This window comes from Bacillus sp. z14 (2026), from assembly GCF_058313575.1.
Window position 1 is genome coordinate 20,090 of sequence record NZ_JBZFQK010000004.1, and the last position, 21,672, is coordinate 41,761.

A 21,672-nucleotide genomic window follows, 5' to 3' on the forward strand; every position below is an offset into this window, starting at 1 on the left:
GGAGTCGTTCATCAAATCATACTTACTATGAATGATAGGAGCAAAAACATGGAAAAAGCGGGAAAAAGAATAGACTTAAAATCCCTATTTATGAATTATTCAGTGTATATAGTTTTAATCGTTCTACTGGTATACTTTTCAATCGCAAATAGTGATTTTCTTAGTTCATACAATATTGAGAATTTCTTGCAACAAATACCACCTGTAGGAATCTTAACTGTTGCATATGCCATGATTCTGATTTGTGGTTATGTTGATTTATCGATTGGTTATGTAGCAATGGCCTCTGGTATGGTAGGTTTATATGCTGCTAATAGCGGGCTTCCAGCGCCTGTTGTGATCCTCCTTGCATTGATGACAGGTGCAATATTAGGAACGATGAATGCTTTGTTAATCAAAAAGTTCGACTTACCTTCATTTATTTTGACTTTAGGTTCATGCTATGTAATTAAAGGTATGCTTGGATTTTTCACGAACGAACAATTTATTGGTTCAGAAGCAGAGTGGTTAAGTGGATTAGCCAAAACACCTATTGGTACTGAAACTGTAAAAAGTAACACATTGATATTCATTGTGATAATCGTATTATTTGTCTTTATCATGAAAAAGACACGTCTTGGAAAAAATACATATGCTGTTGGTTCTAATCAGGAGGCAGCACGCCTATCTGGTATCAATACGGACCTTCATATTGTCAAGGTCTTCATTATTGAGGGTATTCTAGCAGCAATTGCAGGTCTATTGATTGTGTCTAATTTAGATGGCGGTGCTTCAAAAGATGCCAATGGTTTGGATTTATTCGCCATGGCAGCTGCGATAATGGGCGGTACATCATTTAGTGGCGGTATTGGTACTATTGGCGGAGCTGTAGCTGGGATCATGACTTTGCAGGTATTCAAAAACGGATTAACTCTTATGGGAGTGAATTCTTTCTTGCAGGATACGGTAACAGGTCTTGTAATCATCCTGGCAATCATCATAGATTACTTCAAACGCAAAGCAAGTCGCTGATCTTGTTTTGAGCAAAAGGGTAACAAATAAGAATTGGAGTTTATTTCTACTCAAATAGATAAGGTAAAGGAGATAGTCTATCATGTTGAAAAAAGGGAAAAAACTAGTTACTGGACTCACTATTGCAACATTGTTATTAGCTGGATGTGGGAAAGAAGAAAACACTGCGAGTGGAGCTGAGGATAAGTCCTTGTATTTTGTTCCTATCGTAGATACGGGTGCCTATTGGAATCCGATGAAAAAAGGAGCAGAGGATGCAGCGAAAGAATACGGTTACACATTAGTAACGAAAACCTCCCCATCCGCTGAGCCAAGTAAGAAAGAAAAACATATTGGATTTATTAAGGAAGCAACAGCAAAAGACGTTGCAGGTATTGCAGTTGCGCCTATTGAAAAGAAAGCATTTGTTTCTCCAATCAAAGCAGCAATGGATAAAGATATCCCTGTAATCACTTTTGATGCAGATTTAGAAAATGAGGCAGATCGTACAGCTTATGTTGGAACAGATAACGTATCTGCCGGTAAAGAATTAGGGGTTCAAGCAGCTACAGAAATGAAGGAAAAAGGGATTACAAGCGGTTCAATTGCAATTGTTTGTGTAGACGTGGCACAGCCGACGATGATTGACCGTGAAAAAGGGATAAAAGAAGGCTTTGAAGAAGTTTATGGAGCTGACGCGAAGAATTTCAAATTCTTAGCTACTATCCAGGATAATGACCAACCATCTGAATCTAAGAAGCAATTAGAAGGTTATATTTCTGCGAATAAAGATTTAGTAACTGTATTCTCACTTGGTTCTGAAGGTCCAGATGTAGGTGTTATGAGTGCAATTCAATCACAAGGAAAAGCTGGAAAAATTCTTCATTATGGATTTGACTATACTGATACTTGGTTAAAAGGTATTGAAGATGGCCGTATTACTGCTATTGTTGATCAGGATGCCTATCAAATTGGTTATCAAGTAATTGAAAACCTAGTAAAAGTAATCGATGGTGAAGAAATTGATTCTACAATTCCAATTGACGTTAAATATGTTAAAGCTGATGATTTGAAAGAATATGGAGAAGGAAAAAGTAAAGTAAAAACTAGCTCTACTGACGATGCAGAATAATAAGCATAGTTCGTCATTTGGAAGATAAATAGAATGAGAGATAAACAGACTGTTTATCTCTCATGTATTAGAATGATCGTTTAGAGGTGAAAAAATGGCATACGTCTTAGGGCTAGATTTAGGTACTAGTGCAATAAAGGGATTATTAGTAAACAAAGATGGAAATCTGGTTGCAGAAGCGACGGCAACATATCCATTGGATACCCCGCAAATAGGATTTAGTGAGCAAAATCCAAAGCATTGGATAGAAGCTGCCAATCATGTAATGCTTGAGCTTTTAGAAAAGGTTCCTGATATGAAAGAGTTGTTAGAGGGAATTAGCTTTTCTGGGCAAATGCACAGTTTGGTATTGTTAGATGAGAAAGATAAGCCACTACGTCCGGCCATTCTATGGAATGATGTTCGTACCACCGAACAATGTAAGGAAATTAAAGAAAAAGCAGGGGAACTGATTCTTTCCCATACTAAAAACATTGCATTAGAAGGGTTTACTTTGCCTAAGATCCTATGGGTTCAAAAGCATGAGCCGGAAATTTGGTCAAAAGTTAAACGCATACAGTTACCTAAAGACTATTTACGTTTCTGGTTAACTAATCAATATCATATGGACTTTTCAGATGCCGCTGGTACCTTGATGTTAAATCAGGATACAAAGGAATGGGATCATGATATTTTAAGCAGATTTGATATTCCAAAGTCAATTTTACCAGATGTCGTACCTTCAACTAAAGTCGTTGGTTTCTTGAAGCCCGAGCTGCAAGAATATTATGGTTTTTCTCGTGACGTCAAGATTATTACGGGTGGAGCAGATAATGCATGTGCTGCAGTTGGAGCTGGTATTTTGCAAGAGGGTATTGGTATGTGCTCTATTGGAACCAGTGGTGTTTTTCTCTCATATGAAGAAGATGCCAAAAAGAATTATCAAGGAAAATTGCATATGTTTCATCATGCTATGGATGATGCAAACTATTCAATGGGTGTCACCTTAGCTGCAGGAAATAGTTTAAACTGGTTTAAACAAAATTTTGCACCAAATCAATCATTTGGGGAACTTTTAGCTGATATTAATTCTGTGGCTATTGGCAGTGATGGGCTTCTTTTTGCTCCATATATTGTTGGTGAAAGAACACCGTATAGTGATAGTCAGATTCGCGGAAGCTTTATTGGAATCGATACACATCATCAATTAAAACATTTTGCAAGAAGTGTATTAGAAGGTATTACTTTCTCTTTGATGGACTCAAAAATAATCATGGAGGAAATTGCAGATAAGAAATTCGATCGTATTGTGTCAGTGGGCGGTGGAGCCAAAAATAATGACTGGTTACAAATGCAGGCGGATATTTTTGATACAGCCGTTGTTAACTTAACGACAGAACAAGGGCCAGGTTTAGGAGCTGTAATGCTGGCAGCAGTTGGCTGTGGCTGGTTCTCTGATTTAAATGATTGTGCAGCGCGTTTTGTTTCTTATAAAGAAGAAATCATACCTAAAGCAGAGAATGTAGAAAAATATAAAGAAGTTTATGCGCGTTATCGCAAAGTATATGAAGGAACAAAAGAGATTTGTCATAGTTACTTTGGCAAATAAGGTCTGAGGTATAACAAGTAAGATGAACTGGTTTAACGTTTGATGGGAATTGGAAGGAGATCTTATAAATGACAAACTTTGATTCGAAAGATTATTTAGCAAAAGTTGACGCGTGGTGGCGTGCTGCTAACTATATTTCAGTAGCACAAATGTATTTAAAAGATAACCCACTGCTTAGAGAATCAATTCAAGAAAAGGATATAAAAACCCACCCAATTGGGCATTGGGGGACAATTTCTGGTCAAAACTTTATTTATGCACATTTAAACCGTGTTATCAATAAATATGATTTAAATATGTTTTACATAGAAGGCCCCGGACATGGCGGTCAAGTGATGGTAGCGAATTCGTATATTGATGGCAGCTACACTGAAATATACCCGGAAATTACACAGGACGAAGCGGGTTTAAAAGAGTTATGTAAAATCTTCTCTTTTCCAGGAGGTATAGCATCACACGCAGCACCTGAAACACCTGGATCTATTCATGAAGGTGGAGAACTTGGATATTCATTAGCACATGCGACAGGTGCCATTTTAGATAATCCAGATGTAATTGCAGCAACTGTTATTGGTGATGGAGAAGCGGAAACAGGCCCGTTAGCAGCAGGCTGGTTTTCAAATGTATTTATTAATCCAGTCAATGATGGAGCTGTCTTGCCAATTCTTTACCTAAATGGCGGGAAAATTTCAAATCCGACTATCTTAGAGCGTAAATCAGATGAAGAGTTAGCGCAATACTTTAAAGGTTTAGGCTGGGATCCTATTTTTGTTTCTGGAACAGACCCGGAAGTAGTCCACCCATTAATGGCTGAGCAATTAGATAAAGCTATTGAGCAGATTAAAGCTATACAATCCGAAGCTCGCCAAGAAAAGGCTGAGGTAGCCCAACTCCCTAACTGGCCAGTTCTCATCGTTCGTACACCAAAGGGATGGACAGGCCCTAAAGAGTGGGATGGAGAACCAATTGAAGGCGGATTTCGTGCCCATCAAGTGCCAATTCCAGTAGACGCTCATCATATGCAGCACATTGATGCGTTGATTGATTGGTTGAAATCCTATCGTCCAGAAGAGTTATTTGATGAAAAAGGTGCAATTGTTGAGGAAATTCGTGAGATTTCACCAAAAGGCGATCGCAGAATGTCTGCTAATCCAATTACAAATGGCGGCATTGATCCAAAACCAATGAAGATTACGGATTGGAAGCAATATGCGATTGATACGACGAAACCTGGAGCAGTAGTCGCACAGGATATGGTGGAATTCGGCAATTTTGCAAGAGATCTAGTTCTGGCAAATCCAGATAATTTCCGGATATTTGGGCCTGATGAATCCAAATCGAATCGCTTAAACAAAGTTTTTGAAGTAACGAATCGTCAATGGTTAGAAGCCAAACATAATGATTATGATGAATGGATCGCTCCGGCTGGTCGTGTAATCGATTCACAGTTGTCTGAACATCAATGTGAAGGTTTCTTGGAAGGGTATGTTTTAACTGGGCGACATGGGTTCTTTGTAAGCTATGAGGCATTTTTGCGTGTAGTAGATTCAATGATTACCCAACATTTTAAATGGTTGCGTAAGGCTAAGGAACAATCATGGCGTAAGAACTATCCATCATTAAACTTGATTGCCACTTCAACTGTTTTCCAACAGGATCATAATGGTTATACACATCAAGATCCAGGATTGTTAACGCATTTAGCGGAAAAGAAACCGGAATTCATTCGAGAATATTTGCCAGCGGACACTAATACAATGATGGCTGTCATGGCAGAGGTTTTGAGTTCAGAAGAACTAATTAATCTGGTTGTTTGCTCAAAGCATCCACGTCCGCAATTCTATTCTGCCGAAGAAGCGGAAATTTTAGTGAAGGACGGCTTAAAAATAATTGACTGGGCATCCACTGAAATTGATGGTGAAGATCCAGATGTTATTATTGCAGCGGCAGGAACAGAGCCTAATTTAGAAGCCTTAGCTGCTGTTACAATACTAAATAAAGCATTCCCTGAACTTAAAATTCGTTTTATCAATATTGTAGATATTTTAAGATTACGCCATCCTGATATTGATCCAAGAGGTCTAACGGATGAAGAATTTGATCAGTATTTCACGAAAGATAAGCCTGTTATATTCTGTTACCATGGTTATGAAGGAATGATTCGTGATATTTTCTTTGATCGTCATAATCATAAACTATATATTCATGGTTATCGTGAAAATGGTGACATTACAACACCATTTGATATGCGTGTTTATTCTGAAATGGATCGTTTCCATGTTGCAAAAGATGCAGCTAATGCAGTATATGGTATGGGAGCAGCAGATTTCGCAAAACAAATGGATGAAACAATCAGCTTCCATCATAGCTACATTCGTGAGCATGGAGTAGATATTCCGGAAGTTATAAATTGGACTTGGGGATTAGAAAAAAAAACAGCTTATTAGAGCTTAATAAATGATTTCATAAAAACTCCCTTAGATTCAGCAACAATCTGAATCTAGGGGAGTTTTTTTGATTCATTGCTGACATTATCCTTTTTGTTCTTGCCAGTTATTCCTTCGTTAAAGCTTACAAATCAAGGATTGTTAGATGTTGATACATTTACGTTTGTGGATGTAAGTGTGTAAATTAAACGAAGAGGCCTCTCGAAAGTCTTCAATCATGCTTGAGAGGTCTGTTTCCACTTGTTTGTAGCTAAATGCGTATGAATCATTCACGTAAATTTGTTCAACAATCCATCGAATGCGGTATCTACATATGTAGTTAAGTTAGTGGGAAATTCTTTAATAATCGGGTCTTCTCCGGTATTGGCAGGATAGTAAGGTGTGCATTAATAGTACAGTCATAGATGCAAGGTTCTGGTAAATAAATTGTCCTGCTACATTGTGTTTAAACGCAATGGTACATCACCATACTGCTAAAGCTCGAATAGCTGGTCTTATCGTATTAAAGACGTGAGGTGACCTCAAAAAGTTAGAGTTATAATGAAGCAACTGGTTGGCTGGTATGAAGACGGTATTCAACCGGAATCATACCAACCAATTCTTGCTTGATGCGTTTTGTATTGTAATAGTTAATGTATTTGTTAATCTTATTCTTTAATTCTTCATAGGTACATAAAGGTTCTCCATAATACATCTCTTGTTTCAGTACGCCAAAAAAGTTTTCCGTCGGTGAATTGTCCAGGCAGTTGCCCATATGGGACATACTTTGGAATACTTGTCCATGAAGGTACTTCTGTACAACTTTGTATTTAAATGATTCGCTGTATTTAGTCAAAATAAAACACCCCTAAAGTTAGTTTTTTTAACTCTAACTTTAGGGGTGGACTTCAATGTGTCTTTCGACTTTACAAGGTTGCCCGGTTTTGCGCCAAATCGCCACAATACTGCCAGTTGTTCAGGGAAAGGAAGATGTATGCCATTGTAGAGAAGTATTTTTGCTAATGAAAATATATTAATGAACTATAGGATAGAACGAATTGAATTGAAATTATTTGATAAAATATTCAGAGAAATATTACTATAATTATATAATATATTAGTATGATTTATACTGTGTTGCTTAATTCATAGGTGCTCCATGCGCCATGCTATTACACCATATGGCATTAGGAGCATATTAATTACTTGGGGCAAATTCAGAACAAGGAGGTGGACATTATGCAGGAGAGATTTCCGGGTATCGTGTGGTTTTGCGATCGCTGCAATGCTTGCCTGAGCGAGCAGCCGGGTTTTGATGACCATCACTATGTTTGGAAATGTACAGAGTGTGGTCATAAGAATAGCATTTCTTCGGATACAATCTATGAATCTAAGGATGATTTCAGAAATTATGACGGTTAAGTACAATTGGCTTGGGATTTCTTGAGTAGACTGCTTTATAAATATAAAGGAGGGTAAGCAATGGCTAATTTAAAATTTCCAAGAAGTGGACGATTTGTTCCATTCGGTGTACTTAATAATGAATCTGATAAATCTAAAGAATTAGGCGAGTATGATGGTATCAATGATATTGAAGATATAGACGATATTGAAGAATTAGATGAGTCATTAAGTGTTTACGAAGCAGCGGAGATATGGGCTTCTCACGGGAAAGATGAAGATTATATGTTTGGTTATACTGAAGAAGAATTGGAAGATGCTCTTTAAAATACAGCACCCTGCTAGCTTTATATAGTTAGCGGGGTGTTAGGCATCTTAGGGGTTTGCATTCCATTCTTGTAGGGGAACTACATATCCTATTTTGAATAAATCGATACATAATAAGCAACCGGCCTATACTAATGATTTTTTATAAATGGCCAAAAAGAAATTGATGGGACTTCATACACATTGGTTCCAGGTCTAATTGATTCACATGTCCACATTGAATCTAGTATCCTCGGTGAAATGCGTGACAAGTCCGGGGAAATTCGGAGGAAAAGGGTTTATGGCCTGGACATACTCGGGCTATGCCTGGCCTATCCCTGATCAAAGGAAGGTCAAATGCTATTCAAGTCCATATGAAGTATGAATCAAACTCCTTCATCCCTATCCATAAAATACAAATCACATTGCCCCCCTCTTATTAGGGATATTTCGTTTTTTTGTCAATCTTATGCATGTATTCTTCTGTAATATTCGTGTTTGTTGTATTAATAGCGAATATTAATCGTTATTTTTTAAAAATCGTACGGATTTTTTATTGACGAACTTACCTCTTGTTGATATGATTGGTTTGTACTGATTAATGTTATTTTAATATAATATAAAGGCTATGACTTAAATATTTCTGCTGGGGCATTATGAATAGTGTAAATAGATTTTTTCAGTTGGAATTGGATATGTTCTATAGCCAGAAGAAAAAATTAATAGTAAAGATGATATAGGAGGATAATATCTTGAAGCGAAATGCAAAGAAATTGGTTATGTTAGTATGTATTGCCCTACTGACTTTTGCTATGGCAGCATGCGGGAAAAGTGAAGATAAAGAATCCGGAAGTAATAAAGATGGGTTAAAAATTGCGATTGTAACAAGCCTAACTGGTGTTGACGATGGCAACTTTAACGAAAATAACTACAATGGTATTTTAAAATTCATCGAAAACCATCCAACAGCTACTGTAAAAGCTATTAAAGAAGAAACGGGTGATCCTGCTGCGGGAGTACAAGCCGTTGCTGATATCGTGGCAGATTATGACGTGATTGTAACACCTGGCTTCCAATTTGCTGGAGTTTCCAGTGTTGCTTTAGAAAATCCTGATAAGAAATTTATTTTAATTGATTCTGAGCCTACACCTGTAGGTGACCAAAAAACGTTCGATAATATTTACTCTATGACTTTTGCCGAACAAGAAGGTGGCTTTTTTGCCGGAATGGCAGCAGCACTTGAAACAAAATCAAATAAAGTTGCAGTCGTAAATGGAATTGCTTATCCATCAAATGTAAACTATCAATTTGGTTTTGAATCTGGCGTAGAGTTTGTTAATAAAAAGTATGAAAAAAATGTTGAGGTTGTTGAGTTATCTGGATATGCAGGAACTGATGTCAACGGAGTGGATGTTGGCGGTAACTATGCAGGATCTTTTGGAGATGAAGCAACAGGAAAAGTAATTGGTAATGCATTGATTAAAAAAGGTGTAGACCAAATCTTTGTTGCAGCAGGTGGAACGGGTAACGGTGTGTTCACTGCTGTTAAGGAAGCGAAAGGCGATGTTAAAGTAATTGGTTGTGACGTTGACCAATTTGATGATGGTGTAAATGGTTCTGAGAACATTGTATTAACATCTGCAGCTAAATTTATGGGCATGAACGTTGAAAAGCAATTGAATGCAATTGTTGACGGAAGCTTTAAAAGCGGAAACGTAGTTCTTCATGCAGATTCAAATTCTACTGGATTTATAAAAGAAGAAGGACGTCACCAATTATCAGAAGATACCCTTACGAAAATGAATGAAGCGTACGAGTTAGTGAAAGAAGGCAAAATCGTGCCGGCATCTAACTTTAATGGTTATACGCCAGAAAAATTCCCAGGGTTGTAATATTCATTAGAAAAGCATGATGGAATAATCGTTAGAAGTTTATCCCTTCCTGATTTACTGGATCAGGGGGAGGGTGAACTTCTAATTTTTTCCTTTCCATTTAATGTGATAAAGGAGCAGAAAGATGTCTGATTATATTGTAGAGATGAAACATATAACCAAACGATTTCCTGGAATAGTAGCGAATGATGATGTATCCATTGGCATAAAAAAGGGAGAAATCTTTGCTTTACTTGGAGAAAATGGTGCTGGTAAATCAACGTTGATGAGTATGCTGGGTGGCATGTATGAACCGGATGAAGGCGAAATCTATATCCGGGGTGAGAAAGTGAATATCAGCTCACCTAACCATGCGGCGAAGCTCAATATAGGGATGGTCCATCAGCATTTTAAACTGGTATCAGATTATACGATTACAGAGAATATTATTTTGGGAATCGAGCCAATCAGAAAATTTGCAGGTCTCTTTCCATATGTGGATATTCGAAATGCCAATCGAAAAATTGAAGAGCTATCCAAGAGCTTTGGATTAGAAGTGGATCCTACGAAAAAAATAGCTGATTTAAATGTTTCCATGCAACAGCGTGTGGAAATTTTAAAGGTGCTTTATCGGGAAGCAGACATCCTTATTTTTGATGAACCGACTGCAGTCTTAACACCGCAGGAAATTGAATTCTTGCTGGATATAATCAAAGGACTGCGAGACGGTGGGAAAACGATCATATTAATTACACATAAGCTGGAAGAAATTAAGAAGGTCGCCGATCGATGCGCCGTATTGAATAAAGGCAGATTAATTGATGTTTTGGATGTAAAGACAACCTCCGTTAATCATATGGCCCAATTAATGGTAGGGCGAGAGGTAAACTTTGAAGCAGAGAAAGAGCCAGCTCAATTTAAAGACGAAGTATTGAAGGTAGAAAACCTAACCGTTAAGAATGAAGATGGGTTTGAAGTAGTGAAAGATGTTTCCTTTACCATTCGCAGCGGTGAAATCTTTGCCATTGCAGGAGTTGCAGATAATGGACAGGTTGAAATAGCGGATGCAATAGCTGGACTAACAAAGGTCAGCAGCGGAAATATACATCTTAATGGCAAGGATATTACGAATGAAACGATAAGAAGCAGAACAGAAGCTGGTATATCGTATATACCTGAAGATAGACAAAGCTTTGGACTGTTTTTGGATTTCGATTTAGCTACTAATCTAGCATTAAAGCAGTACTATAAGGAGCCTTTTTCTAGTAAGTGGATGCTAAATAAAGAGGAATTCGAGCGATCTGGCAGTGAGTTGATTGATAAATATGATATTAGAAGCGGACAAGGCGTCAAAACGCAAGTTCGTTCGATGAGCGGTGGTAATCAGCAAAAAGCCATTATTGCCCGAGAAATCGAATTGCAATCACCTCTTATGATTTTTGTTCAACCAACACGGGGAGTAGATATTGGCGCAATCGAAAATATCCATAAGATGATCATTCAGGAACGTGATCGTGGAAAAGCGATTCTCCTTATATCATTGGAGCTAGATGAAATTATGAATGTAGCAGATACGATAGGAGTTATCTATAATGGCCAACTTCAAAAGATTGCTAGCAGAGAGTCATTAACGACCAATGAAGTCGGTGAATATATGATGGGGGCAAAGCATGAGTAAAGATAGAAAAAGTAATAAGTTACGTAGTAGTCTTATTCGGCTGATAAATAATGAGAAGTGGCAATCGATCTCCATTCCACTAGTCGCCATAATCATGAGTTTTATTGCGGCAGCTATTGTCATACTTTTAATGGGTAAAAATCCTTTGCAGGCGTTTTATAACTTATTTCAAGGGGCAGGAATTTTACCGAAGCCATTTTATGCTGGCTATAAAAGCATGCTGACTGATTTCATGAGTTTGCTGAATGCGATGACGCCGCTTTTATTTGCAAGCTTGGCAGTTGCTGTCGCATTTAGAGCGGGTCTATTTAATATTGGGGTTGCCGGTCAAATGCTCGTCTCTGGTTTTTTTGCGACGATTATTGTCGGCTACAGTGGCTTGGATGCGGTGATCGCAAAGCCGCTTGTTTTACTGATTGGTATAGTCACCGGGGGACTAATGGGAGGATTAGTTGGGTGGCTCAAATATAAATTTAACATCAATGAAGTCGTATCTACGATTATGTTGAATTATATTGCTCAATATGTTATCAGCTTTTTTATTCAAATGTATTATATTGATCCAGTCTCAAGGCAATCTAAATATATTTCTGAAGCAGCAAGATTAACATTGGCGAATGTTGAAATAGGAAATCTGAAAATGGATATTCCGTTAGGCTTTGTTTTGGCCATCATTACCGCTATTCTAATAAAGATTCTCATGGACAAAACGGTTGTTGGATTTGATATTAAAGCGGTAGGCTCCAATCGTAATGCTGCAAAATATGCGGGAATTAATGTGGGAAGAAATACAGTCCTGGCAATGGTTATATCGGGTAGTTTGGCTGGACTTGCAGGTGTCACATATTATTTAGGTTATTACGCTTCTATACAACCAAAGGTATTATCAGACATCGGCTTTGATTCCATTGCTGTAGCCCTATTAGGAAACTCTCATCCAATTGGTGTTATTTTTTCTTCCTCACTCATATCAATCATTGATCAGGGAAGCACATATATGAGTTCACAGGCAGGAATCAGACAAGAAATTTCTTCTGTGATCATCGGGTTGATCCTATTGTTTAGTGCATGTGGTGTATATCTGAAGTATAAAATTAGCCGCATGAATGAAAAAGCAGCGGAACGAAAGGAGAGTAAATCATAATGGATACAGTACTTATTGATGGTCTATCCTTTGCTTTGCCTCTTTTTATTATAGCAATTGGCGGTATATACAGTGAAAAGAGTGGTATTACCAACTTAGCACTTGAAGGATTTCAAGGTTTTGGGGCATTCATCGGGGCGCTGTCAGCTGTATTAATCGCAAATGCCTTTGGTACAGATATTCAAGATTTGTTTTACGTAGCGTTACTATTTGCCATGATCGGCGGAATGGTTTTCGCAGTTATTCACGCTGTACTATGCATTAAGTTTAAGGCAAACCAAGTTATCAGTGGTGTCGTCATTAATATACTGGCGTTGGCTTTAACAACATTCTTAACGACACAGATCAATGCGCTTGTCTTCGGAACTGCTTCGGACAAGTTCCAGTTAGGTGTCATGGAGCGGTTTACTATTGCTGGTTTAGCCGATATACCAGTAATAGGTGCAATCTTTACGAATGTGTATCCGTTTGAAGTAATTATCATCGCGATTGCCATTTTTGCTTGGTATCTTTTATATAAAACAAAGTTCGGCATGCGCTTAAGAGCGTGTGGGGAAAATCCTCATTCCGTTGATGCAGCAGGTGTAGATGTTGCGAAACTCAGGTTTACAGCAGTCTTAATATCAGGTCTATTATCTGGTCTGGGCGGCATGTGTTTTGCCTATTCCATTTCAGCTAACTTTTCTTCCAGCATTTATATGGGATATGGGTTCTTAGCCATTGCCGCATTAATTTTCGGTAATTGGAAGATTGTCCCGACGCTAGCTGCGTGTCTTTTGTTTGGTTTTGCGAAATCTGGTGGAGCTTTTATTGCTCAATCAATGGCATTGCCAAGCAGTTATACTGATTTATTTATGATATTGCCGTATGTATTAACATTATTGTTATTAATCTTCTTTTCTAAATCAAACCGTGCTCCGAAAGCGTTAGGTGAGATTTATGACAAAGGAAAGAGATAAATAAATTTACTAAGCAGTTTCCATGGGCTAACATGTTAAATTTGGTTGACGCAACGTGTGAGTATCGATAAATTACGGTCTAAGATAATGCACACTCTTATCGTGCGTCGACATAAGGTGGAAATATACCTAGTGTGTGGACATACAGTCCACATGTGGATAGTGTAGCAAAGCTTATAATGAAAAAGGCAGCAGCCCTCATTGGGGCGCTGCCTTTTTAGGTTTCTTACAATGAATTTACAAAGCTGGATTTAATGTGAATTGTCTTATCTGATTGTCAGGTTACCTACCAAATGCTATCCCAAGAGGATTGCAACTTTCGCAATAGAACAATTTGGCCGATATGATACGAATCGTGCATCATGATATTGCTGAGTAAACGCTCAATAGAGTACCTGTTAGCTGCATACAAAGTTTTTAGCTTTTCATCCTCAAGGTCCGCCGCAATGACCGTTTTTAATTTACTCATGACTTCATTAAGGCGCTGCACTGTCTGGGCCCATCTGATTTCGTCTTCTGGATCCCCTGGATTTCCAAAGGTTTCTTCATTGTTTTCTGGCTTATGCGGATTCTCAGTTCCCTTAATTCGGTGGATTACATCTTCATTCCAAAATATCAAGTGATTGACAATTTGCCAAATCGAATTGCTGTTTTCCGAACTTCTCCATGCCGCCTCAGCTGCAGTGACTCCATGAAGTGCCTGATTCATGGAAGCAAACCATTCATTCTCATGGCAGTGCATGTCGAGTTGTTCTAAAAACACTTTAGTTACAACTTGCATACAACCAATCTCCTCTCTGTTTGGGATAATTTAAAGTAAAAATCTGACAATAATAATCCTATAATCTATTTAACAAAAAGCCACTCATACGCATAAAATAACCATCATTTTGGACTGTTGGCTATATAAGGACGAATATATTCTCAATAAAATGCTCTATACATTTATATTGAGAATACAACCAAACTATAATACTCTGACTTTATTCGGCGCATCCAGCATGTATTCCTTCCACATAACAAATAAAGTTCTTATATATGGGATAGGTAGGCTATGCTTAACAAATTCCTCATAAACCTACGATTATTCCTGGTGATAAAAGCTATTGATCCCATACCAGGAAGTTTAAGATTAAAATAATAAGGTAAATGCTTCTTTTCACAAAAATAAATTTAGTAAAAATATTTTCATTGACTATCACTGCATGCGTTGTTAGAATGCAAAAAAGGTTTACGAAATAAAAACAACTAAATTATAAAAATAAACTCGTATAATCTTGGAAATATGGTCCAAGAGTTTCTACAAACTAACCACTTTAATTAGTTCGTCTACGGGAATAGATACGTACAGAATGTATAGTAAACTGCTATATTTTATTTATACATCCTTCTACTTTCTTATTTTTCCCGCCGAGCAAAAAATGAGGAGGAATAAGATGAAAACCCCAAAACAAATCAAATCCCAAATACTAGCGGCAAGAAATATCAGTTTACCTGAGTTAGTTATTAAAAATGTTCAATTAGTAAATGTGTTTACGGATGAAAGGGAGCGTGCAGATGTTGCCATTCATAATGGTAAGTTCGTAGGTATCGGCCACTATAATGGTAAAAAGGAAATCGATGGCACTCCATATACAATGGTTCCGGGTTTAATTGATTCACACGTCCACATCGAATCTAGTATGCTTTCTCCTTCTCAATTTCAAAAAGCTGTTTTACCGCGAGGGATTACAACTATTATCACAGATCCTCATGAAATAGCTAATGTCCAAGGATTAAAAGGAATAGAATGGATGTTGCAGGACAGTGAAAACTGTCTATTGAATTATCGCTATCAACTGCCGTCCTGTGTCCCGGCAACTTCCTTTGAGGACAATGGAGGGACTCTGACGGCTGAGGATCTTGCGCCGTTTTATAATCATAAGCTTGTGCTTGGCTTGGCGGAAGTGATGGATTTCCCTGCAGTATTATCTGGTCAGGAAGATATAATGGCAAAGCTGTCAGGGGCAATGATCAACAATGTTCCGATTGACGGACATGGTGCCGGTTTAAGCGGAAAAGATATTAATGCCTATTTGACAGCGGGTATTACAACGGATCACGAATGCGTAAAACCAGAGGAAATGATTGAACGCGTCAGACGAGGTATGTATGTGATGCTTCGCGAAGGCTCTGCTGCCCGCAATCTTCATGATTTGTTAGCCGGCTATAGTAAAGAGCTTTCACATCGTTTAATGTTTTGTACAGATGATAAGCATATAGATGATCTATTGGAAGAGGGAAGCATTGATTATCATGTACGTGAATGCTTAAAGGCTGGAATCGATGTATATTCTATTATGAGAATGGCATCTCTTAATGCATCTCAATGCTATAATCTAAAAGGAAAAGGGGCAATTGCGCCTGGCTATGATGCTGATTTTATTTTATTGAATGCCATTGAAGGCTTTGATATACATTCTGTTTGGGTAAACGGAATCCGTTACGAAGAAGATAACGAACAAGAGAAAGAAGCGTCTTTTGAAAATACCGTTATATTGGGAAGCTACTCAAAAGAGCTTTTGCGTCTGTCATTGACTACTGATATAGCGAGGGTAATTGAAATTATTCCTAATTCGATTGTGACGAAAAAAGCGCAATACAAGGTACCGGTTGTCAATGGCCTGTTTGTGCCAAGTGAAGAAGAGGATTTCGTGAAAATGGCTGTAGTCGAAAGACATAAAGGTACAGGAAGTGTAGGAGTCGGTATTGTAAAGGGCTTCCGTCTGCAAAAAGGAGCTATTGCTACAACGATTGCTCATGATTCGCATAATATTATCTGCATCGGAAAGAATGATGAAGATATGGATGTCGCAATCAGGGAGCTTGAGAAAATTGGCGGAGGTATTTCAATTGCTTGCAATGGAGAGACAATCGCTTCATTATCATTGCCTGTGGCAGGATTAATGACAACTATCTCACCTGAAGAATTAAATAAGCAATACAGCCAGTTGCTGATTGCACTGTCATCACTTGGAATTACGGATGAATTCTCACCTTTACTAACATTATCCTTTTTGGCCTTGCCAGTTATTCCTTCGTTAAAGCTTACGAATCAAGGATTGTTTGATGTTGATACATTTACGTTTGTAGATGTAAGTGTATAAATTAATCAGAGGGGCCTCTCTAAAGTCATCAATGATTTTTGAGAGGCCCTTCTTTGTTTGTGCTAGTGCGTATGAATCCTCCCCAGTAAATTTGTTTAAAAATATCCATTGGATGGAGCACCTGTATGTATAACTAATTCAGTGAAAAAGTGTCGCAAAGCTTATTGAAATGAGGCAGTATCCCTGCGTAATAAGGGCGCTACCTTTTTATATTTGAGAATGCAGTGATTATTGGATAACTTTATAAGGTGGATTCGACAAACCTAGTGTAAGCACATACCCTTCTGCAGCATCAATCAATAATGTAATAAAAGTCTTTTTGTTTTCCATCTTGTAATATCTCCTTTGTATACTTCATTTGATAGTTTTATCTTACCTATTTGATGTTTGTGAATTGCAAAAGAAATGTTTACTAAATGTTAAAATGAAAAAATATTATCTATATATAAAAGAATCCTATAAACGATTACCGTTTATAGGATGTTCTACTTCCCTTATGAAATCTATTTTAATAATTCCTCGCTTAAAGACAGTATCTTTGGTGCTAGTTTCTCTCGTTTTCTTTTTGTTATTTTCACATATATGGGATAGGCAACGCTTATTAGCACAAGTCCTAAAAAACCTATGATTATTCCTGGTATTAAAAGCTGTTCACCCCATACTAGACAGCAGCTCATACCTATTCCAAACAATAATGTTCCTATAAGGCCTGACATAATGGCCAAGATTGTTCCTGGTCTTTCTGCACTTTTATCCAAATTTCGTAACTGTTCGAATGGATCATCTTCCTTTTTCATATATTTCTTTTTAATAGCTTCTATTTCTGCCTGCCTTTTTGCAGAATATATATACTCAAATTTACTATTTTCCATCATTGTCCTCCATTTCTGATTTATATTTACGCATAAGACAATATTTCTATAATTTTATTTGATGACGCTCTCCCTTAAGTAGACAGTAAACGTACTTCCTTCTCCTAATGTACTTTGTACATGAATATCGCCACCAACTATATCAATCACTTTCTTTACCAAAGCTAGTCCCAAACCGTTTCCCTGCACAGCATGGGAAGTATCCCCCTGATAAAATTTTTCGAAAATATGCTTCCCTGTTTCCGGGCTAATGCCACAACCGCTGTCGCTGACTTCTACAAATGCGGTAAGTCCTTCTTTTTTCACCTTAACACCAACAGCTCCGCCATTATCTGTAAACTTTATCGCATTTGAAAACAGATTGTTCCATACTAGACTTAACAGTTCGGCATCTTCGTGTATGAAAATATCTTCCTCTAGATCGGTTTCAATATTAATGTTCTTACTTGCCCATGACTGTTCATATAGAAGTAAACATTCGCGAATCTGTTCTGTTAAATTATAGTATTTTCTCTCAGGAAAGATTTGTTGATTTTCCAGGCGATTTAATTTCAATATATTTGTAATCAGACCAGATAATCTTCTTGTCTGCTCGGTAATGGCCTTTGCATATTCTACCTTCTGTTTTTCTGAAAGGGAATGTCCCTGAAGCAGTGTTCCATAATTTTGGATAGCCGCAAGGGGAGTCTTAATTTCATGAGAGACATTTGAAATGAAATCTGTTCGGAGAGTTTCTACTCCAGACAACTCTACAGCCAGCTCATTAATCCCTTTGATAATTGCATCGAATTCATTGCTACTTTTTTCATTTCTAATATAGGGAATCTGTGTCTTGAAATTGCCGGACATTATTTCATCCAGACCTGCCTGAATCCGTGCTATTGGTTTTCTTACCATCAAGGTACGGCGAATTTCATCAATCATACTGAAAATAAATGTGAGAATGATAACGTTTAAGAAGGTAATGGGAACAGCAGCTTTCATTTCTTCCGTCGTCAAATCAACCCAATGTAAAAACAGTACCAGATTGCAGGTAACTACAAATGCCATCAGTATAAAAAATATTAGGAATCTCCCAAAATTAAATAAAAACTTTTTCCTATTTCGTTCATCTGTTGTAATTTTCATTTGAGCACCGTTTTATATCCTAATCCATGCACGGTGACAATTTCAAAATCCTTGCACGCAGAAAACTTATCTCTCAATTTTGTAATATAAACATCCACTACACGTGGTCCGGACTGGGATTCGGCATCCCAGAACTCATCCATCAATTGAGTTCTTGTAAATGTTTTCTTTGGGTATGACAACAGCTTATACAATAACTTGAATTCTCTTACTGTCAGATTGATTTCTTCCTCGTTCAAATAAGCTGTATGCTCTTCGATATCAAGCCTCAGCTGGCCAATTTCGATTTTTTTATTGGATGCAATTTTTGCCCTGCGGAGCAATGCTTCCAGTCGAAGGAGTAATTCATCCAAATCTACAGGTTTAACCATGTAATCATCCACACCGGCATGGAATCCTTTTCTTTTTGATTCGAGATCTTCCTTTGCTGTCATAAATAACATAGGGATATCATTGTTCAATTCCCTAACAGACTTAGCAAATTCAAATCCATCAATCCCCGGCATCATTATGTCAGAAATAATTAAATCAAATATATGGTCAGTCATCGCATCATAGGCATCATTGACATTTTGAACACCTTTAGCTTGATAGCCGTTTAGGTTCAAATAAGTACAGACTGTCTGATTTAAATTTTCATTATCTTCTACTACTAATATTTGAAACATATGTATTCTCCTCGTTGTATTTTTGACATTATAGCATGTGATTGTTTACGAAATGTTAACGTATTATTAAAACGTCTAATAGATAAATAAAAGATATGCTATAAGAACCATCAGAAGAAGAAATTGGTCTATTGTTGACTGATACTAATGAGAGCCTAATCTAGAGTCTTTAAACAAAACTGATTCAATAATGATTACGATGTGAACATAGCTTGTATAAAAATTAAAAAATGCAGAAAAATATAGTGGATGATAGATGGTTATTTTTGCATATCTGATCTTTTGTAATATAAAAATGAGGTGACCGATATTTGTACAGGATTAAGTATTCAATCTCAAGAGGGTAAGTGGTTTTTTGGAAGGAATATGGACTTAGCCTATTACTTCAATCAAGCAGTTATGATTATCCCAAGAAATTATCAATATCAAGATAGAGTCTCAGGTAATATGGTAACCAATAAACGCGCTATCATTGGAATGGGGACGGTAATTGATAACCATCCTCTTCTGGCGGATGCTATGAACGAAGTTGGCCTAGCCTGCGCAGGATTAAATTTTGAAGGGTACGCGTACTTTGAGAAAGAACCGATTGAAGGGAAAAATAATATTGCACCCTACGACTTTATACAATGGGTTTTATCAAATCACGAAACAGTAGAAGAAGTTAAACGTGGAATTGAGCATTTAGAACTTGTGGATTGCCCAATCAATGAAAATACACCTGTTTCAATGCTTCACTGGATGATTACAGATAAGACAGGAAAGGCTATTGTGGTAGAAAAGACAAAAGACCGAGTGACTGTACATGACAATCTGATAGGAGTTTTGACCAACAATCCTACCTTTGATTGGCATTTAACTAACTTGAATGAGTATTTACATCTGACACCAATTTCACCAAAAGAAACAAAATGGGGCAAGCAAACATTAAAAGCACTAGGCATTGGAGCTGGAACATTAGGGATACCCGGAGACTTTGCTTCCGTTTCCAGATTTGTAAGGATAGCTTATATTCGTACACATATGCCTAAAATTGAAGGAGATATACATTCTATTACACAATTTTTTCATATGCTGGATTATGTAAAAATGGTTAAAGGAGGGGTCCTTACAGATGATGGGTTAGAGGATGGTACAACCTATTCTTCTTGTATGGATCAAGAAAAAGGTGTTTATTACTATAAAACGTATGAAAATAATCGTATCAATGCGATAGATATGCATAAGGAACAATTAGAGGGGACAAATCTTAAAATCTTTAAATACCTCACAAACCAGGATTTCAATTATCAGAATTAGGTTTACCTAAGAGTTTACATAAGCGAAAAATATTTCGTAACTTATATTAAAAGGCACTCCGTCCTTAGCTAATGGGACGCTGCCTTTTGATTTTTCCAGTATTGGATTTATCAATATGTATAGACTCCGGAAATGCAGGCATTTTCTCGGCAAGTGAGTGAAGGAGTTGCAGTTATTGTCTTTAGGATTGAAAGGATCTTCATTAAGTTGATTAATATCTTTCATTATTCTAGATAAGCTCAGTTAGTAGTAATATCCACTGGCAAGCATCTACTTGTTTAGTTTTATCTATGATGCTGGTTTTTCTATGTTTATTAACTCTATTCACTTAAAGTGAGAAAATGCGTATAATAATGAATATTAAAAGAGAGAAATGGAGTAGTATATCAAATGGTTCAATCAATCAATACAAAAGTCGAGTTAGTTATTGATGCGACCTCACATAACGGGCTTCCTGAATACGGAAAAATTATGATTGGTGACAAAGGATTTGAATTCTTTAATGAACGTGATGCTCGTAAATTTATTCAAATTCCTTGGGAGGAAGTTGATTATGTGATTGCTTCTATCATGTTTAAAGGGAAATGGATTCCGCGTTATGCTATTCAAACTAAACGAAATGGGACATTTACATTCTCCTCGAAGGATTCAAAAAAAGTTTTGCGAGTCATTCGTGAACATGTTGATCCCGCTCATATGGTGCAATCATTAAGTTTCTTTGATGTGGTCAAACGCGGTATGAGTAGTATATTTAAAAAGTAATAGTTTTAAAAAAAGATAAGTTAGTACTTGTCTTTTTTTTGTCGAAAAAAACAAAAATTGCACGGTATGTAAATGTCCTTGGCAAAGAGGCTTTGGACATAGAAAATTTTAATCCTGCTTGAAAGCGGATTATATAGCGTGCTATAATCACTAAGAAAGTTTATTGAAATTTTCGAAAAGCTAGTCTAAATAACCATCTCCTTTATTTTTTACGCGATACTACTTCGATTAGATGTAAGTAAAAAGTATTGATTGATGAAGAGAAAAAGGGGAGTCTTTGTACCTATAACTTCATTTAATCA

At 37.1% G+C, this 21,672-nt stretch carries 18 protein-coding genes, 1 pseudogene and 1 riboswitch; of the genes and pseudogenes, 14 read left to right on the forward strand and 5 right to left on the reverse strand.

Translation table 11 applies throughout. From position 1 onward, the window contains the following. Window positions 1-48: 48 nt before the first annotated feature. From AC4G3O_RS14140 to AC4G3O_RS14160, 5 genes and pseudogenes are all read left to right on the forward strand, one after another. The gene (locus AC4G3O_RS14140) at window positions 49-1,011 is read left to right on the forward strand and encodes an ABC transporter permease (RefSeq protein ID WP_077248174.1); all 963 of its coding nucleotides are present in this window, start codon (window positions 49-51) and stop codon (window positions 1,009-1,011) included. Window positions 1,012-1,093: 82 nt separating this feature from the next. Further along, window positions 1,094-2,122, forward strand: coding sequence for a sugar ABC transporter substrate-binding protein (locus tag AC4G3O_RS14145; RefSeq protein ID WP_066108405.1), 1,029 nt, complete (start codon window positions 1,094-1,096; stop codon window positions 2,120-2,122). A gap of 94 nt (window positions 2,123-2,216) precedes the next feature. Further along, the gene (gene xylB / locus AC4G3O_RS14150) at window positions 2,217-3,710 is read left to right on the forward strand and encodes a xylulokinase (RefSeq protein ID WP_066108401.1); all 1,494 of its coding nucleotides are present in this window, start codon (window positions 2,217-2,219) and stop codon (window positions 3,708-3,710) included. A gap of 68 nt (window positions 3,711-3,778) precedes the next feature. Next, the gene (locus tag AC4G3O_RS14155) at window positions 3,779-6,157 is read left to right on the forward strand and encodes a phosphoketolase family protein (protein WP_491136383.1); all 2,379 of its coding nucleotides are present in this window, start codon (window positions 3,779-3,781) and stop codon (window positions 6,155-6,157) included. Window positions 6,158-6,223: 66 nt separating this feature from the next. Continuing rightward, window positions 6,224-6,340 (forward strand): annotated as a pseudogene (locus tag AC4G3O_RS14160) (adenine deaminase C-terminal domain-containing protein); the annotation flags it as partial. Between the two features lie 352 nt (window positions 6,341-6,692). Here the strand turns inward: AC4G3O_RS14160 and AC4G3O_RS14165 are convergent. Beyond that, window positions 6,693-6,992 carry an IS3 family transposase gene (locus tag AC4G3O_RS14165; RefSeq protein ID WP_066108397.1) on the reverse strand — a complete coding sequence of 100 codons (300 nt, stop codon included), beginning with the start codon at window positions 6,990-6,992 and terminating at the stop codon, window positions 6,693-6,695. Between the two features lie 383 nt (window positions 6,993-7,375). On the opposite strand from AC4G3O_RS14165, the gene AC4G3O_RS14170 reads away from it, so the two are divergent. From AC4G3O_RS14170 to AC4G3O_RS14195, 6 genes are all read left to right on the forward strand, one after another. Further along, window positions 7,376-7,558 (forward strand): Sec23/Sec24 zinc finger-containing protein, encoded by a 183-nt coding sequence (locus AC4G3O_RS14170; RefSeq protein ID WP_066108395.1) that lies wholly within the window; start codon window positions 7,376-7,378, stop codon window positions 7,556-7,558. A 60-nt stretch (window positions 7,559-7,618) separates the two neighbouring features. After that, window positions 7,619-7,864 carry a hypothetical protein gene (locus AC4G3O_RS14175; protein WP_066108394.1) on the forward strand — a complete coding sequence of 82 codons (246 nt, stop codon included), beginning with the start codon at window positions 7,619-7,621 and terminating at the stop codon, window positions 7,862-7,864. Between the two features lie 731 nt (window positions 7,865-8,595). Beyond that, the gene (locus tag AC4G3O_RS14180) at window positions 8,596-9,735 is read left to right on the forward strand and encodes a BMP family lipoprotein (RefSeq protein WP_217491086.1); all 1,140 of its coding nucleotides are present in this window, start codon (window positions 8,596-8,598) and stop codon (window positions 9,733-9,735) included. 124 nt (window positions 9,736-9,859) lie between these two features. Beyond that, a complete protein-coding gene (locus AC4G3O_RS14185; protein WP_066108391.1) occupies window positions 9,860-11,392 on the forward strand; it encodes an ABC transporter ATP-binding protein in 1,533 nt (510 codons plus the stop codon). Further along, window positions 11,385-12,536: an ABC transporter permease gene (locus tag AC4G3O_RS14190; protein WP_139892748.1), complete on the forward strand. Its 1,152-nt coding sequence runs from the start codon at window positions 11,385-11,387 to the stop codon at window positions 12,534-12,536. The genes AC4G3O_RS14185 and AC4G3O_RS14190 overlap by 8 nt, the downstream gene beginning before the upstream one ends. Continuing rightward, the gene (locus AC4G3O_RS14195) at window positions 12,536-13,495 is read left to right on the forward strand and encodes an ABC transporter permease (RefSeq protein ID WP_139892747.1); all 960 of its coding nucleotides are present in this window, start codon (window positions 12,536-12,538) and stop codon (window positions 13,493-13,495) included. Before AC4G3O_RS14190 ends, AC4G3O_RS14195 begins: the two co-directional genes overlap by 1 nt. Before the next feature lie 286 nt (window positions 13,496-13,781). On the opposite strand, the gene AC4G3O_RS14200 is transcribed toward AC4G3O_RS14195, so the two are convergent. Further along, on the reverse strand, window positions 13,782-14,276 hold the full coding sequence (locus AC4G3O_RS14200; RefSeq protein WP_139892746.1) for a DinB family protein: 495 nt from the start codon (window positions 14,274-14,276) through the stop codon (window positions 13,782-13,784). 466 nt (window positions 14,277-14,742) lie between these two features. Next, a riboswitch (purine riboswitch) is annotated at window positions 14,743-14,847 on the forward strand. 84 nt (window positions 14,848-14,931) lie between these two features. Between AC4G3O_RS14200 and ade the strand changes: the two genes are divergently transcribed. After that, complete coding sequence (gene ade, locus AC4G3O_RS14205; protein WP_491136384.1) at window positions 14,932-16,641, forward strand: adenine deaminase; 1,710 nt, start codon at window positions 14,932-14,934, stop codon at window positions 16,639-16,641. A 503-nt stretch (window positions 16,642-17,144) separates the two neighbouring features. Here the strand turns inward: ade and AC4G3O_RS14210 are convergent. The 3 genes from AC4G3O_RS14210 to AC4G3O_RS14220 are packed head-to-tail and all read right to left on the reverse strand — an operon-like array spanning window position 17,145 to window position 19,309. Beyond that, window positions 17,145-17,513 (reverse strand): hypothetical protein, encoded by a 369-nt coding sequence (locus AC4G3O_RS14210; protein ID WP_139892769.1) that lies wholly within the window; start codon window positions 17,511-17,513, stop codon window positions 17,145-17,147. Window positions 17,514-17,567: 54 nt separating this feature from the next. After that, on the reverse strand, window positions 17,568-18,641 hold the full coding sequence (locus AC4G3O_RS14215; RefSeq protein ID WP_139892745.1) for a HAMP domain-containing sensor histidine kinase: 1,074 nt from the start codon (window positions 18,639-18,641) through the stop codon (window positions 17,568-17,570). Further along, window positions 18,638-19,309: a response regulator transcription factor gene (locus AC4G3O_RS14220; RefSeq protein ID WP_139892744.1), complete on the reverse strand. Its 672-nt coding sequence runs from the start codon at window positions 19,307-19,309 to the stop codon at window positions 18,638-18,640. Before AC4G3O_RS14220 ends, AC4G3O_RS14215 begins: the two co-directional genes overlap by 4 nt. A gap of 300 nt (window positions 19,310-19,609) precedes the next feature. Between AC4G3O_RS14220 and bsh the strand changes: the two genes are divergently transcribed. Further along, entirely contained in the window at window positions 19,610-20,608 is a 999-nt protein-coding gene (bsh, locus tag AC4G3O_RS14225; protein ID WP_491136385.1) for a choloylglycine hydrolase, read from the forward strand. A 390-nt stretch (window positions 20,609-20,998) separates the two neighbouring features. Next, window positions 20,999-21,370 (forward strand): DUF956 family protein, encoded by a 372-nt coding sequence (locus tag AC4G3O_RS14230; protein WP_066108374.1) that lies wholly within the window; start codon window positions 20,999-21,001, stop codon window positions 21,368-21,370. The last annotated feature ends 302 nt before the right edge of the window (window positions 21,371-21,672 follow it).

Bases quoted from the DNA above. Each gene is read 5' to 3' on its own strand.
- AC4G3O_RS14155 (WP_491136383.1), top strand. From the start codon at position 3,779: ATGACAAACTTTGATTCGAAAGATTATTTAGCAAAAGTTGACGCGTGG.
- AC4G3O_RS14210 (WP_139892769.1), bottom strand. From the start codon at position 17,513: ATGGAAAATAGTAAATTTGAGTATATATATTCTGCAAAAAGGCAGGCA.
- AC4G3O_RS14175 (WP_066108394.1), top strand. From the start codon at position 7,619: ATGGCTAATTTAAAATTTCCAAGAAGTGGACGATTTGTTCCATTCGGT.
- AC4G3O_RS14170 (WP_066108395.1), top strand. From the start codon at position 7,376: ATGCAGGAGAGATTTCCGGGTATCGTGTGGTTTTGCGATCGCTGCAAT.
- AC4G3O_RS14140 (WP_077248174.1), top strand. From the start codon at position 49: ATGGAAAAAGCGGGAAAAAGAATAGACTTAAAATCCCTATTTATGAAT.
- AC4G3O_RS14190 (WP_139892748.1), top strand. From the start codon at position 11,385: ATGAGTAAAGATAGAAAAAGTAATAAGTTACGTAGTAGTCTTATTCGG.
- xylB (WP_066108401.1), top strand. From the start codon at position 2,217: ATGGCATACGTCTTAGGGCTAGATTTAGGTACTAGTGCAATAAAGGGA.
- AC4G3O_RS14195 (WP_139892747.1), top strand. From the start codon at position 12,536: ATGGATACAGTACTTATTGATGGTCTATCCTTTGCTTTGCCTCTTTTT.
- AC4G3O_RS14185 (WP_066108391.1), top strand. From the start codon at position 9,860: ATGTCTGATTATATTGTAGAGATGAAACATATAACCAAACGATTTCCT.
- AC4G3O_RS14200 (WP_139892746.1), bottom strand. From the start codon at position 14,276: ATGCAAGTTGTAACTAAAGTGTTTTTAGAACAACTCGACATGCACTGC.
- AC4G3O_RS14230 (WP_066108374.1), top strand. From the start codon at position 20,999: ATGGTTCAATCAATCAATACAAAAGTCGAGTTAGTTATTGATGCGACC.
- AC4G3O_RS14215 (WP_139892745.1), bottom strand. From the start codon at position 18,641: ATGAAAATTACAACAGATGAACGAAATAGGAAAAAGTTTTTATTTAAT.
- ade (WP_491136384.1), top strand. From the start codon at position 14,932: ATGAAAACCCCAAAACAAATCAAATCCCAAATACTAGCGGCAAGAAAT.
- AC4G3O_RS14220 (WP_139892744.1), bottom strand. From the start codon at position 19,309: ATGTTTCAAATATTAGTAGTAGAAGATAATGAAAATTTAAATCAGACA.
- AC4G3O_RS14145 (WP_066108405.1), top strand. From the start codon at position 1,094: ATGTTGAAAAAAGGGAAAAAACTAGTTACTGGACTCACTATTGCAACA.